The following is a 14,011-nucleotide window of genomic DNA, read 5'->3' as shown; positions in this document are numbered from 1 at the left end:
GACCTGGGGGGGCGGGGCGGTCTCCGAGACGGGCAGCCGCACCTGGAAGGTGCTGCCCAGGCCGGGGATGCTGGTGGCGGTGAGCTCCCCGTGCATGCTGCGCACGAGGCCCAGGCAGATGGACAGGCCCAGACCGGAGCCCTCGCCCACGGGACGCGTGGTGAAGAACGGCTCGAAGGCGCGCTGGAGCACCTCCGGCGTCATGCCCAGGCCGGTGTCGGACACCTCCGCCAGCACCCACGCGCCCTCGCGGCGGGTGGTGACCGTCACCCGGTGGCGCTCGAAGTCGCCGACGGGGATGGCGTTCGCGGCGTTGATGAGCAGGTGCAGGAACACCTGACCCAGGCGCGCCTCGTGGGCCAGCGCGCGGGGCACCTGCCCGAAGGAGCGCTCCACCTGGGCGCGGCTTCGCAGGTGCGTCATCGCCATGGAGATGCCGAACTCCAGCGCCGCGTGCACGTCCACCGGCGACAGGCGCAGCTCGTCCGCGCGGGCGAAGGTTTGCAGGTCGCGCACGATGACGCGGATGCGCTCGGCCCCCTCGCGCGCCTCGCGCAGGGCCTCCAGCGCCTCGGCCAGCGCCGTCTGCGTCGCCGAACCGGAGCGGCGGGCCAGCGGCGTGAGCTGTTCCACCGCGAACTGGAGGTTGCCGGAGACGTAGGACAGCGGGTTGTTGATTTCGTGGCCCACGCCCGCGGCGAGCTGGCCCGCCATGGCCAGCTTCTCCGACTGCACCAGCCGCTCCCGGGCGGCCATCAGCTCATGCGTGCGGCGCTGGGCCAGGGCCTCCGCCTCCAGGCGGCCGGAGTGCTCGCGGGCGAGCAGCGCGTCGCGCTCCGCCTGGACGCGCTTCTTGTCCGTGACGTCGCGCGCATAGGCGGAGATGTTGCGGCCGCTGGACCAGGTGTGCACCTCGTGCCAGCGGTCCTTGCCGGTGCGCAGCTCGAAGAGGCGGTAGCCCTCCTCGGAGGCCACCTCGCGCAGCGCGCGCTCCATGGGCGTGCCGCACATCTCTGGACACGCCTCCCACAGCACGCGGCGGAAGAGGGTCTCCTGGGTGTGGCCGGTGAGCGCGGCGGCGTTGTGGTTCACGTAGGTGATGCGCCAGTCCGTATCCACCGTGAAGAAGGCGTCCGGCATGCTCTCCAGCACGTCGCGCACCCAGTCCAGCGTGTCGCGCAGCCCCTCCTCCATCCGCTGGGCGCTGGTGACGTCGCGCAGCCGCACCAGCACCCCGTCGCGCAGGGGCACGGCGGTGCTCTGCAGCCAGGACTCCCCTTCGGCGAAGTTGTCCGCGCGCGGCCGGCCGGACTCCACCACCTGGCGCAGGACGTCCATGCGGCCCGCCAGCCCCTCCACGGTGGACACCTCGCCCAGGCGCCGTCCGCGCAGGAACTCCGGACCGTGGCCCAGCGCGCGCGCGGCGGCGGGGTTCGCCCACAGCCACTCGAAGTCGATGATGGCCCCCGCGTCGGAGCGCACGGCGCGCAGCACCATGCACGCCTCGGGGTGCTCACGCTCGGCCTCCTCCAGCGCGGCCAGGAGCGCGTCCGCGAGCGGACGGGGCACGGTCGTGTCGATCGCGGACATCCGCCTCCTCAGGCGCATCCAGTGGGGATGGGGAGCCGCCCCCTGACAGGATTCCCTGCGCGGCCCCGGCCCTGCCCAACCTCCCGGGGACCCGCATGTCGCCACGAATCGCACGGCGGCTCAAGTCAGGGTCCCCCCGTACGCGTCTTTCACACCACTCAGGAATTGCGGGTAATTGGATTGCAGACAGAGGAAGCCGCGAGACAGGTCAAAGCGGTGAACCGCTGAAAGTGTCGTCAGGCGAGGTGTGGGTTGCCCCCTGGAGGCGATGGGCCCCGAGCCACCGAGGCCCCACCTTGGCCGGGGGAGTTTTTCCTTCCGCCCCCTACCCCCACGAGGTCCTCCCATGCACCGGTTCGCTCCGTGGTCCGTCGCGTTCTTCGCCCTGCTGCTCCTGCATGCCGCACCCGCCCAGGCCCAGGTGGACGTGCAGTGCACGGGCACCCTCCACCAGACCTGGACGCCCGGCCTCAAGGCGCTTCCGCGGGTGGTCGCCTACACAAACTCCTCCGACTACGACGCCTGCACCACGAGCGTCGCCGCCATCACCTCCGGCACGCTCGATGTGAGAGCCAGCTTCAACAACAGCTGTGTCGCGAACCTCGGGCCTTCGCAGGCCACCATCGCGTGGAGTGATGGTTCTTCTTCGACATTCACCTTCCAGGGCGTGGGCGCGAACGTGGTGGGCAACCTCCAGGTCTTCACCGCCGTGGGAAGGGTGACCCACGGTCGTTTCCAGGGGGACCAGGTGCTGCTCGTCAACCGGGTCATCAACACGGACCTGCTGGCGTGCCTGTGGCCCCAGGGGCTGACGAGCCTCACGGGGTCCACGACGCTCACGTTCACCCGCCTCTAACGCCCGGCTCGCGCAAGGAAGTGCTCCCCATGGGCCGGGGACGTCGGCCACACTCGCCCCGCCCATGCGCCCCACCCTCGTCACGCAGGCCTCCTTCGAACCGCTGCACCTGCCCCTCACGGAGCCCTTCGCCATCGCGACGGGCGCACAGCACGCGGCGGAGAACGTGCTCGTGCGCGTCACGCTCGCGGACGGCACCGTGGGCCTGGGCGAGGCGGCCCCCTTCACCGCCGTGAGCGGGGAGACGCAGGGCAGCACCCTGACCGCGCTGGAGTCGGTGCGGGGGTTGCTGCTTGGGCGCGACGCCCAGGCGTGGCGGCCGGCGTCGGAGGCGCTGGCGGACGCGCTCGCGCTGGCCCCTTCCGCGCGGTGTGGCGTGGAGATGGCGCTCCTGGACGCGCTGGCCCGGCACCACCGCCTGCCGCTGCATGTCTTCTTCGGCGGGGCGGGCACCGCGCTGGACATCGACATGACGGTCACGGCCGGGGACGTGGCGCACGCGGTGGCGTCCACGCGGGCCATCCTGGGGCGGGGCATCGACACGTTGAAGGTGAAGGTCGGCGCGTTGGATCCGGACGCGGACGCGGCGCGGCTCGTCGCCATCCACCAGGAGGCCCCCAGGGCGCGGCTCTTCGCGGACGCGAACGGCGGCTACGACGTGGCGGAGGCGCTGGCCTTCCTCAAGGAGCTGGAGCGGGCGGACGTGCCGCTGTCGCTGTTCGAACAGCCCGTGCCCGCCTCCGACTTCGCGGGGCTCGCGGAGGTGACGCGCCGCTCGAAGGTGCCGGTGTGCGCGGATGAGTCCGCGCGGTCCGCGAAGGACGTGCTGCGGCTCATCCGCGAGGGCGCCTGCCACGCCATCAACATCAAGACGATGAAGTGCGGGATGGTGGAGGCGATGACGATGTGGAGCCTCGCGCGCGCCGCGGGGCTGGAGCTGATGGTGGGTGGCATGGTGGAGAGCGTGCTCGCGATGAGCGCGTCCGCGCATCTGGCCGCGGGCCTGGGCGGCTTCACCTACGCGGACCTGGACACGCCGCTGTTCATCGCGAGCCACCCGTTCCAGGGCGGTGCGCACTACGCGGGCTCACGGCTGACGCTGGATGCGGACGCGCCGGGCCACGGCGTCACGCTGCGCTGAAGCGTCAGCCCTTCACCAACGACGCGGCCACGTCGAGCGCCCGCGCCTTCTGCGGATCCACGCCCACCGCGTACGGCAGCCCGTCTGGAACTTCCACATCCACCGGCACGCCCACCCCCTCCAGGCGCTCGCCGTCCACCGTCCCGTCCATCACCGCGAGGTAGAGCAGGTCGCCGTTGGACAGCTTCTGCGGTCCGCCCGCCATCACCGCGCCCGCGGTGTGCTGCCCCACGAGCGTCGCCAGCCGGTGGCGCTTCAGCACGAAGGCCACCAGCTCCTTGCCGCTGCGCGAGTTGCCGTTGACGAGCAGCACCACCGGCTTGTGCCAGGCCATCGACAGGGTCTGCGTCTTGCCGTCGCGGCCGGTGCTCACCATCGTGGGCACCTGGGGGTTGAAGAGGTTGACGAAGGCCGGGCTGCATCCGCCCCAGCCGTCGCGGAAGTCGACGACCAGCGCCTCCGCGTCCGCGAAGGCGTCCTGCAGCGTCTCCTCCAACAACTGCTGGTGGTCCTCGCCCGCGCAGGAGAAGAGGTGCTGGTACGCGACCCGGCGGCCCTGGTGTTCGACGACGCGCGAGCTGGCCTTCTGGTACGCGAGCCACTCCTTGCGCGGGTCCATGCTCCTGGGCGTGACGGTGAGCGACAGGGGCTCCGCGCCCTTCGTGCGCTCCACGGTGAGCCGCGTGGCCCTGCCGGCCCGGTTGGCGAAGGCGCGCCAGGGATGGAAGGGCTGGCCTTCCACGGTGAGCAGCCGGTCACCGCGCAAGAGGCCCGCCTTCGCGGCGGGGCCTTCCACGAAGACATGGCGGACGAAGAAGCCGTCGGGGGTCTCCATCACGTCCGCGCCGATGCCGGTGGCCTCCACCTTCTTCGGCTTCAGGAAGCCCTGGAAGATGGAGGACACGGCCGCGTGGCCCGGGGACTGCTTCGGGTAGTAGGTCGTGTGGGAGACCTTCAGCTCCGCGAGCGCCGCGTTCGTGCGCCGGGCGAAGTCCTCCGCGTCCTTCACGTCGGCGGCGTAGCCCTGGTGCGCGTCCGCCCAGGCGGCGCCCTTCTGCGCGTCGTGGAAGCGCGTGCGCACCAGGGCCACCACTTCATCACCCAGCTTCGTGTAGGGCCCTGGCGCCGCGTGGACGCTGGCCGACATCAGCAGCCCCGCAACCGCCAGCCACCGCGCCGTCTGGACCGCCATGTGCCGCCTCCCGTGAGGACTTCACGATTCTTCACAGGCGCGGCCCCCAGAGGGAAGCAAAGGGCTTCCGGCGCTGTGCGGGGTGGCGAACGCGGCGGGGGCGGTTAGGGATGAGGGGCCCATGTTGGATGCACCCCCTTCATCGCAGCGGCTCGCCCTCGTCTCGGAGGACCCCCTGGCCCGGGGTGCGCTCGCACGGGCCTTGAGCGACCAGGGGGAGGGTTGGACGGTGGTGGCCTCCGGCACGCAGGTGGAGCTGGAGACGGCGCGGGGCGGACCGCCCGACGTGGTGCTCTGGGACACGGGCCTGCGGCTGACGGAGGGCGCGGCGCCGGACCTGGGCGCGCCGGTGCTGGCGCTGGTGGCGGATGAAGCGGCGGGAGAGCTGGCGCTGGGCGCGGGGGCACGCGGGCTGCTGTTCCGCGACGTGGCGCCCGAAATGCTCGTGGCCGCGCTGCATGCCGTGGCGCGCGGGCTCACGGTGTTCGAACCCGGGCTGTCGCAGGTCCGCGCCGCGCCACGAAACACGGCCCCGACAGGTGCACCGGCGCACGACACGCTGACGCCGCGCGAGCGCGAGGTTCTGGGATTGTTGGCGGAGGGCCTGTCGAACAAGGCCATCGCGGACCGGCTCGCCATCAGCGAGCACACGGCCAAGTTCCACGTCAACGCGGTGCTGGCCAAGCTGGGCGTGCAGCGGCGCACGGAGGCCGTGGTGCGCGCCGCGCGGCTGGGGCTCGTGACGCTCTGACGTAAAGCCAGCGCGTCAGGGTTCGACGAGCCTGCCCAGGTGCTCCCACTCATGGGCCACGCTTTCCTTCATCCATTCCCGGAAGAGGGACGGCAGCGGCCATCGGGTGATCAGGATCTGGTTGGAGGCGGTACGGATCGCCTCTCCCTGCCTCAGCTCCGAAGCCGCCAGGGCGCGCTGCGCCTCGTCTCCCATCAGCTCGGCCCCCTGCTCCATGAGCCGGAACCCCAGCTGGTGCTCCAGCAGCGTGGGCCCGGAGGCGACGCGTCCGCCCAGCGTCCACACCGACCGGCCCAGCCGCATCCGCTCCTCGGCGGAGAGCCGGTCCTTCGTCACGTCCACCCGCTTGAGGAGCCAGAACGGCGCGGCCGTGTGGATCGACATCACGGCGGCCATGAAGGGGCCGGCGCCGGGATGGGTGACCCCCGAGGCCCTCAACCGTCGCTCCGCGTCCGCGTAGAGCTGGGACATCGGCGTGCCGGTGTACAGCGGCAGGGAAGCAAGGCGCTCCAGCGCCGCCATCTCCTCCTGCGTGAGGGGCGCCTCCAGGGAGGTGTCCACCAACAGCAGCATCAACGGCAGCTCGGACTCGCGCGTTTCGACGGCGGCGAGCGGTGCCAGTCGCTTTCGCAGCACCTGTCGCGCCCGGGCGCGGACCTCCGGCGGCCGGTCTTCACGGGGCTGGAAGTACTCCAGGGCGGAGAACATCAGCCCCCGGTCCTGCAACTCAGAGAGGTGGTCGGCGAGCCATCGCTCCTGGTCCTCGGTGCCGCCGTCCGCCAGCATGGCGATGAAGCGCTCCTCCGCGGACCGCGTGTTCTCCCAGACCGTGGGGGAGAGCGGCACCGTCCGCGGGGTGAGGTTCGTCGCCAGTCCCTCCTTTTCGAGGTCGGGGGCCCCCGCGTCCACCCACGCCCGCCGCATCGACTCGCTCCACCCGGGCACCGGCGTCCGGCGACGCTCTTCGAGGAGCTCCTGGAGGATGTGCGTCTCCGGTTGCCGGGGGGCCACGGCGTCCAGGCGCGCCACGGTCCGGGTCGCGGCCTCCAGGTCTCCCTGCTCCAGGAACAGGCAGGCCTGGACCACCAGCGCCGCCGGGTTGCCGGGGGCATCCTCCAACACATCGGAGATCCGCTTCTGCGCACCTGGCAGGTCGTCCACCCAGACCCGCTCCACGGCTTCGAAGATTCGCGCCTCGGTGCGCGCCTCCGAGTCGAACGGCGACCACGGCAGGGACGCGCAGGACAGCTGCACCACGAGGGTCGACAGGGACAGGGCACGCCAGAGGGCCTTCATCGCCCCAGCCTACTGGAGGACCGGGCAGCCTCCATCCACTCCCCCACCCCCTCGCCCACGGGCTAGAGTCCGCCTCCTCCATGGCCAACCAGGATTGGGTTTCGCGCCTGCTCACCGGACGCGCATCGGCGGACAAGGGCCTCAGTGTCCACCTGTCCGAGCGCGACGGCGGCAGCCTCCACGACAAGATGCGGCAGGCGTACTGGTGGATCACCAACAACGCCGTCATCTGCCCCTACTACGACATCGAGTTCGGCGGCACCGCCGCGCTGAAGAACGCCGCCGGGGATGAGCTGCACCTGCCGGAGGACATGAGCTACAGCTCCTTCGTCCTCATCCCGCTGCTCACGCTCTTCACCTGCCGCCGCGCCCTGCTCGTGGGTGGCCCTGGCCGGGGCAAGACGACCAGCGCCATCCTCATGGCGCTCCTGTCCGGCATGGGCCGCGAGGACGTGCACCGGGGCATCCAGCGTGGACATCCGCAGCTGTCCATCGCGGACCTGCTGGGCGCGCCCCTGCCGTCGGACATGCTCAAGGCGGAGGACCTGTCCGCCGTCAAGGTGAGCTGGCGCAAGTGGATCAGCCAGCGCGTGAAGATCATCGACGAGTACAACCGCATCCCCACGAAGACCCAGTCCGCCCTGCTGTCGCTCCTGGGCGAAGGCTACGCGGAGATGATGGACCAGTACGTCTACACCGGCCGCTCGTCCTGGTTCCTCACCGCCAACGACGACCAGGGCGGCGGCACCTTCCAGGTCATCGAAGCGCTCAAGGACCGCATCGACGTCGTGGTGCGCGCGGTGCCCTTCAACTCGGGCTTCGTGGACACACTGCTCCAGCGCATCGAGTCCGACAAGTCCCCGGAGGAGCTGCTCCCGAAGGACATCGTCTTCACGCCGGGCGAGCTGGAGAAGGCCTACAACTCCATCCTCGCGGTGGAGGTGCCCAGGGACGCGCTGGAGCGCGTGGCCTTCTTCCTGGGGCAGCTCGACTTCTGCCGCATGGCGTCCCCGCGCTTCGAGTTCAAGCACAAGGACACGCTGAAGCTCGCCGGCCAGACGGTGTCCGCGGTGTGCAACGAGCAGTGCCCCCTGGACAAGAAGGTGCACCTCTGCACGCAGACGGAGAACGGCACCAGCGTGCGCGCGTACCAGACCATCCTGCACTTCGCGAAGGCGCTCGCGTTCTTCCGGGGCCACCGCGCGGTGGAGCTGGAGGACTTCCGGCAGATCATCCCCTGGGTGCTGCACGAGAAGCTCACCCCCAACGCGCGCAGCCCCTTCTTCGAGGGCAAGGGCAACAAGCTGCTGCTCCAGGACCGCGTGGCGTGGATCCGCAACATGTTCGACATGGCCATGGCCCGCTACGGCACGCACGCGCCGCTGCGCCAGAAGGTCGTCCAGCTGCGCACCGAACTGGACCTGGGCCTGTCCGGCGTGGACCTGCGCACCACCGAGAAGCGCCTGTCCGCCGTCACCGTGCTGATGAACGAGCTGATGTCCCGCCACGAGCTGTCCGGCCCGGTGTACGAGGACATCATCCACTTGAAGTCCCTCTACAGCCGCTACCGCAACTACGCGACGTGGCTGAAGGAAAACCCGGGCGGTCAGCCATGAGCGAGTTCGTCGACTCCGTGGAGAAGGAAGCGCGCTCGCGCTTCGTGCGCTGGGACCGCGCGCTGTGGACGGGCTTCCTCCAGGGCCCGGTGGCGCGCATGGGCCAGGCGCTGGCGGCCTCCGGTCAGGACGCGGCGCAGGGCGAGGAGCTCCTCCGCAACTACCTGCGCCTGGGCGCCGAGGGCATCGGCCTGGGCTACCTGTACCCGACGTCCGCCGGGCGGCAGAACTTCTTCACGCTCGCGTGGTCGGAGCTGGTGCCGCGCCTGTTGCCCCGGCTGCCCGTGGAGCGTCAGGCCGCGGCGCTCGCGCGGATGTGGAACCTGAGCGAGAACCTGGAGTCCGCGCCGCCGTGGGTGCAGCGCCTGTTCTGCCGCGTGGGCGCGAACCTGCCTTCGCTGGACGACATCGAGGGCCACCTGCACGCCATCGCCAACGAGGCGATGGAGCCTCCTCCCGAAGCGCTGGGCGACACGTCCACCGCGCTGTGGGTGGACCTGTCGCAGGAGGACAGCCGCTTCATGCCGGGCGAGGTGCACTTCCTCGCGCCCACCGTGGTGTGCGTGCACGACCGGCACCGCGCCACCGCCGCGGGCGGACGCGACGCGGCCACCCAGGGTGTATGGCTTTCGAAGAAGCCCATGCTCCTGGGCCCCATGGGCTGCAATGAGCGGCTGGAGCCCACGCGCATGACCGTCAAGGCCATCACGTCGCTGTCACAGCGCGACCCGCGCGCGGGCGACTGGTACAGCACCCTGAGCAACGAATGGCGCGCGGTGGCCACGATGCACACGTCCCAGTGGCTGGCGGTCATCCTGCCGGTATGACCCGGCGCGTGGCCTTCACCCCGGAGGAGGTGGAGCGGTGCTGGCGCGACGCGCTGGCGCTGTGGGACGTGCGCGTGCAACTGAGCCCGCCCGAGCCGCACCGCCCCTTCCGCCCCGACCCGGACGCGAAGGACGAACCGCTCGCGTACATCGACATGGTGCGCCGGCAGGTGTTCGTCCACTTCGAGCTGCTGGACCGGATGGGCGCGCGCGACAGCCTCACCGCCGTGCTGGCGCATGAAATCGGGCACCACGTCCGCTTCCCGCACACGCTGGGGTGGGACGCGGAGCTGCGCGTGCTGGAGCAGCGGCTGTTGCCCGGACTGGGCCAGTCGCTCACCAACCTGTTCTTCGACCTCCAGGTGAACGAGTTCGTGGGGCGCACCCACGCGGAGGCGCTGTGCGAGGTGTACCGGGGCTTCCTCCGCGCGCCAGAGCCGGGACAGGACAAGGCCGGCGGGACGACCCCGCTGTTCTGTTTCTACCTGGCCCTCTACGAGGAGCTGTGGCGCAAGGAGCCCGGCGACCTCGTGCCCAGGGGGCGCCTGGAGAAGCTGGAGCAGGACTACCCGGGCTTCCGCAGCCAGGCGCGCCTGTTCGTGCAGACGTTCTACGCGCTGCCGGACCCGCGGCTGCAATTCCTCTACTTCTGCGCCGCGTTCATCCGCTACATCGACGAGCCCGGCAAGACGCGCTTCCGCATCCCGCTCGCCGGGGACGTCCCCGAGCCGGACGAGGGTGACCTGGACGCGGCGGTGCAGGCCGGCGGCCGGTGGGAGGACGCGCTGGCGGAGGCCCGGGAGCAGGGCTGGCTGGACGCGACGCACGACACGAAGGACGCGGATCCGCTCACCACCATCAGCCGCGTGACGAACCACCTGCCCGGCAAGGGCGGCGGGAAGCTGCGGCGGGCCCTGGTCGCGCGGCACTACCGGCGGCTGGTGGACCGGCACATCCTGAAGCTGCCGTCCTCGCCGGCGAAGCCGGAGCCGTACCTGCGCACGACGCCGGAGGCGTGGGAGTACGGCGATGATCCGTCCACCATCGACTGGACGCTCACGGTGGTGACGCAGGGGCACCTGGCCGCCATCTCTCCCCTGCGCCGCGAGCTGGAGGCGGACCTGCCCCCTCCGTCGGACCTGGGCGTGCCGGCGGTGGAGCTGTACCTGGACACCAGCGGCTCCATGCCCAACCCCGAGCACCAGCTCAATTCAATGACGCTGGCGGCGCAGGTGCTGGCGGCGTCCGCGCTGCGCAAGGGCGCCAAGGTGCGCGGCATCGTGTACTCGGACAGCCAGCCCTTCGTCTCCCCGTGGATGTACGACGAGGAGACGGCGCGCGACTTCCTCTTGCACTACATCGGCGGGGGGACGTGGTTCCCGGTGGAGGAGATGGTGAAGTTCTCCGAGGAGCGGCCGGATGTGCTGCGGGTCATCATCTCCGACAGCGACTTCCTGGCGAACATGCAGGTGGAGGGCGCGAAGGAGCGCCTGGCCCGAGCGGTGAAGAAGTCGCGCCGGGTGGTGGCCTTCCTCGCGGTGCCGGAGGAGCAGCGCGCCCGGCAGGTGCTGGCGCCGGTGCTCGCGGACAAGCGCTTCCGGCTGGCGACGGTGCAATGGATGTCTGACTTCGGTCCCGCCGCCGCGGCGCTGGCCGATGCCTTGTTGGAGAAATGATGGCGTTCTCGCTCGCGCACCTTCGTGACCAACTGGCGGCCTCGCCCATCGTGTCGCCGTATCCGCACGACCTGGCGGTGGCCATCATCTGCGACACCTTCCGTCAGGGCAGTCAGAAGCCGCCCTCCCAGTCCGAGTGGGACAAGCTGGAGAAGTGGGTGAAGAACCCGCTGTTCCGCGAACAGGTGGGGATGCTCGCGCACGTGCTGGTGGTGTCGGACCTGCGCAAGAAGACGGTGCTCTACCTCACCGCGGACCGCACGCCGCTGGCGCGCCTCCAGCAGTTCTTCGAGGAGGTGAACCCGCTGACGGCGGAGATGATTCGCTCCAATGCCTTTCGTCAGGAGGAGTTCCTGCGCAAGTGGTGCTCCGCGCTGGGCGCGGACATCGAGGGTGAGACGGAGCGGGAGTCGAAGGAACGCCTGAAGACGCTGGACTACCGGCAGGCCGTCACGGACTTGCGCAAGGTGGAGGAGGCGCGCAAGCAGGAGGCGGAGCGGCGCGCGAAGATGTTGCAGGAGGCCCAGCAGAAGGACGCCGAGGCCCGGGGCTGGCGCGAGTGACGTTGGCAGTGGCACCCCGCGCGCGGATCCGCCGCGATGCCCACACCCAGCGGCCCCACCTGCCGTGGGCGCTGGACGTGGCGGCGGGGCTTGCGCGCGGCGCCTCCACGGCGGACGAGGCCGTGGCCCGCGCGGAGCTGGAATCCCGCCTGGGGTGGCTTCGGAGCGCGCTCCAGGGTTCGCCCTACTACGTGCGCGTGCTGATGGAGGCGGGGCTGCACCCGGGCGACCTCCAGCGGCTGGAGGACCTGCGGCACTTCCCGGCGTTGGATCGCGCGACGCTCGCGCGCCACTGGGAGGACGTGCCCACGCTGCCCGCCGCGTCCGACGAGTGCGTGGTGGTGAAGAGCTCCGGCACCACGGGCGACCCGGTGAACGTGCTGAGAGACAGACGCGACTGCCTGTTGATGTGGGCCGTGCTGCGCTTCTTCACGGAGCACACGGGCACGGTGCCGCCGCCGCGTCCGCGCGTGGTGTTGCTGGACGCGCTGCCGGGAGGGTTGGAGTACTCGGTGCGGCTGCCGCTCTTCCACGACGGCGCCCTGCACCGCGTCTCCGTGCTGCGCGACGACGCGGTGGCCCGGTTGCAGCGGGTGCGCGCGGCCGTCGTCTTCTCCGATCCGGAAGGGCTGCGCTGGCTGCTGGCCCACCCGGAGGTGCCCGCCCCCCGGCTGGTGCTCACCTCCGCGCAGCACCTGCCTCGGGCGCTGCGCGACGCGTGGGAGCACGGGCGGGGCGTGCCGGTCCTCAACTACTACGCCGCCACGGAGACGGGGCCGCTCGCCTGGGAGTGCCGCGAGGACGCGAACCCGGGCCGCTTCCACGTGCTCACGCCGGACGTCTGGCTGGAGCCCGACGGGGACGACGTGGTGGTGACGCGGCTGCGGCCTGGCGTGCTGCCGCTGTTGCGCTACCGGCCCGGCGACACCGGCACCGTGCGGAGGGACGCCTGTGCCTGCGGCTTCCACGGCTGGACGCTGACGGGCTTTGGCGGACGCGGGGCCTGCGTGTTCCACACACCGACGGGACGCGCGGTGGATGCGTGGTCCCTGGCGTGGGTGTTCAAGCACCACCCGCTGCGTGCCTTCCGGCTGACGCAGGTGTCGCTGGAGCGCTTCACGTTGGAGCTGGCGGGCGCGCCCGCCGACAGCGTGGGCCCGCTGCGTGAGCGGCTGACGGCGGCGCTGCGCAACCTGGGCTGGTCCGCGCCCGTCGTGGACATGGAAGCGCGGGGAGCGGACGCACTGCCGCCGTCCGCCAAGCCGCTCCCCTTTCGCAGCGAGCTGCCACCTCCAGGGTGAGCCGTCCCGTCGCATGGTCGTTTACCCTGGACTCCCGCGCGCCGCATGAAGACCCTTCAAGAAGGGAACTCGCCGTGGAGGATGCAAGGCATGGAGACTCGGAAGCTGGGCAGGCAGGGCCTCACCGTCTCGGCGCTGGGCCTGGGCTGCATGGGCATGTCGGAGTTCTACGCGGGCCGTGACGACGCGGAGTCGGAAGCCACCTTGCTCCACGCGGTGGACCAGGGCATCACCTTCTTCGACACCGCCGACGCCTACGGCCCGGGACGCAACGAGGAGCTGGTGGGCCGGGTGCTCCGTCCCCACCGCGCGAAGCTCATCCTCGCCACCAAGTTCGGCCTGGTCCGCGACCCCAACAACCCGCAGGCCCGGGGCGTCAACGGCCGGCCCGAGTACGTGAAGCAGGCGTGCGAAGCGAGCCTCCAGCGCCTGGGAATGGACGTCATCGACCTGTACTACCTGCACCGCGTGGATCCGAAGACGCCCATCGAGGACACGGTGGGCGCGATGGCGGAGCTGGTGAAGGCCGGCAAGGTGCGCTTCCTGGGCCTGTCGGAGGTCAACGCGGACACGCTGCGCCGCGCGGGCGCCGTGCATCCCATCACCGCGCTCCAGTCGGAGTACTCGCTGTGGAGCAGGGATCCGGAGGACGGCGTGCTCCAGGCGTGCCGTGAGCTGGGCGTGGGCTTCGTGCCCTACAGCCCGCTGGGCCGGGGGTTCCTCACCGGGCAGCTCAAGCGCTTCGAGGACCTGGCGGAGGACGACTACCGCCGCCACTCGCCGCGCTTCCAGGGGGAGAACTTCCAGCGCAACCTGAAGCTGGTGGAGCACATCGACCGGCTCGCGCGGCAGAAGCAGTGCACGCCCGCGCAACTGGCGCTCGCGTGGGTGTTGTCGCGCGGGCAGGACGTGGTGCCCATCCCCGGCACCAAGCGCCGCAAGTACCTGGATGACAACCTGGGGGCACTGGAGGTGAAGCTCACGCCGCAGGACCTGGAGGACATCGAAGCCATCGCGCCGCCGGGGGTGGCTGCAGGAGAGCGCTACCCCGCCTCCATGCAGGGCCTGACGCAGTCCAACACTGGAAATCGCGCCGAAAGGTAGTCCGAGCCGCGCCCATGTCCGTCCCAGCTCCCTCGATGTCCGCGGTCCGGGTCCCAGTCCCTCCTCCGGAGGCGCCCCCTCCCCCGAATCCCCCGGGG

12 protein-coding genes are annotated in these 14,011 nt (G+C 71.0%); 9 read left to right on the top strand and 3 right to left on the bottom strand.

All coding sequences use genetic code 11. From position 1 onward, the window contains the following. The coding region (locus tag D7Y13_RS27300) for a PAS domain-containing sensor histidine kinase (protein ID WP_120630812.1) at window positions 1-1,590 on the bottom strand (1,590 nt) is incomplete at its 3' end. 346 nt (window positions 1,591-1,936) lie between these two features. On the opposite strand from D7Y13_RS27300, the gene D7Y13_RS27295 reads away from it, so the two are divergent. Both D7Y13_RS27295 and D7Y13_RS27290 read left to right on the top strand, forming a co-directional pair. Beyond that, window positions 1,937-2,446 carry a hypothetical protein gene (locus D7Y13_RS27295; protein ID WP_120531718.1) on the top strand — a complete coding sequence of 170 codons (510 nt, stop codon included), beginning with the start codon at window positions 1,937-1,939 and terminating at the stop codon, window positions 2,444-2,446. A 64-nt stretch (window positions 2,447-2,510) separates the two neighbouring features. Then, window positions 2,511-3,587 (top strand): dipeptide epimerase, encoded by a 1,077-nt coding sequence (locus D7Y13_RS27290; protein WP_120537000.1) that lies wholly within the window; start codon window positions 2,511-2,513, stop codon window positions 3,585-3,587. A gap of 4 nt (window positions 3,588-3,591) precedes the next feature. Here D7Y13_RS27290 and D7Y13_RS27285 read toward each other — a convergent pair whose 3' ends face one another. Then, on the bottom strand, window positions 3,592-4,779 hold the full coding sequence (locus tag D7Y13_RS27285; protein WP_120585549.1) for a S41 family peptidase: 1,188 nt from the start codon (window positions 4,777-4,779) through the stop codon (window positions 3,592-3,594). A gap of 121 nt (window positions 4,780-4,900) precedes the next feature. On the opposite strand from D7Y13_RS27285, the gene D7Y13_RS27280 reads away from it, so the two are divergent. After that, a complete protein-coding gene (locus D7Y13_RS27280) occupies window positions 4,901-5,530 on the top strand; it encodes a LuxR C-terminal-related transcriptional regulator (RefSeq protein ID WP_120585548.1) in 630 nt (209 codons plus the stop codon). A gap of 15 nt (window positions 5,531-5,545) precedes the next feature. Here D7Y13_RS27280 and D7Y13_RS27275 read toward each other — a convergent pair whose 3' ends face one another. After that, window positions 5,546-6,826, bottom strand: coding sequence for a hypothetical protein (locus D7Y13_RS27275; protein WP_120585547.1), 1,281 nt, complete (start codon window positions 6,824-6,826; stop codon window positions 5,546-5,548). 80 nt (window positions 6,827-6,906) lie between these two features. On the opposite strand from D7Y13_RS27275, the gene D7Y13_RS27270 reads away from it, so the two are divergent. From D7Y13_RS27270 to D7Y13_RS27245, 6 genes are all read left to right on the top strand, one after another. Further along, complete coding sequence (locus D7Y13_RS27270; protein WP_120536996.1) at window positions 6,907-8,442, top strand: MoxR family ATPase; 1,536 nt, start codon at window positions 6,907-6,909, stop codon at window positions 8,440-8,442. Further along, a complete protein-coding gene (locus D7Y13_RS27265) occupies window positions 8,439-9,269 on the top strand; it encodes a hypothetical protein (protein WP_199732935.1) in 831 nt (276 codons plus the stop codon). The genes D7Y13_RS27270 and D7Y13_RS27265 overlap by 4 nt, the downstream gene beginning before the upstream one ends. Continuing rightward, window positions 9,266-10,945, top strand: a complete 1,680-nt coding sequence (locus D7Y13_RS27260) for a M48 family metalloprotease (RefSeq protein ID WP_120585546.1) — start codon at window positions 9,266-9,268, stop codon at window positions 10,943-10,945. Before D7Y13_RS27265 ends, D7Y13_RS27260 begins: the two co-directional genes overlap by 4 nt. Beyond that, a complete protein-coding gene (locus D7Y13_RS27255) occupies window positions 10,942-11,508 on the top strand; it encodes a hypothetical protein (RefSeq protein ID WP_244222377.1) in 567 nt (188 codons plus the stop codon). The genes D7Y13_RS27260 and D7Y13_RS27255 overlap by 4 nt, the downstream gene beginning before the upstream one ends. After that, entirely contained in the window at window positions 11,505-12,809 is a 1,305-nt protein-coding gene (locus D7Y13_RS27250; RefSeq protein ID WP_120585545.1) for an AMP-binding protein, read from the top strand. Before D7Y13_RS27255 ends, D7Y13_RS27250 begins: the two co-directional genes overlap by 4 nt. A gap of 90 nt (window positions 12,810-12,899) precedes the next feature. After that, entirely contained in the window at window positions 12,900-13,913 is a 1,014-nt protein-coding gene (locus D7Y13_RS27245) for an aldo/keto reductase (protein ID WP_120585550.1), read from the top strand. Window positions 13,914-14,011 lie beyond the last annotated feature (98 nt).

Source organism: Corallococcus praedator (assembly GCF_003612125.1).
Taxonomy (GTDB): Bacteria; Myxococcota; Myxococcia; order Myxococcales; family Myxococcaceae; genus Corallococcus; species Corallococcus praedator.
The sequence above is the reverse complement of the archived record's forward strand: the minus strand, read 5'-3'. Positions and strand labels throughout refer to the sequence as shown.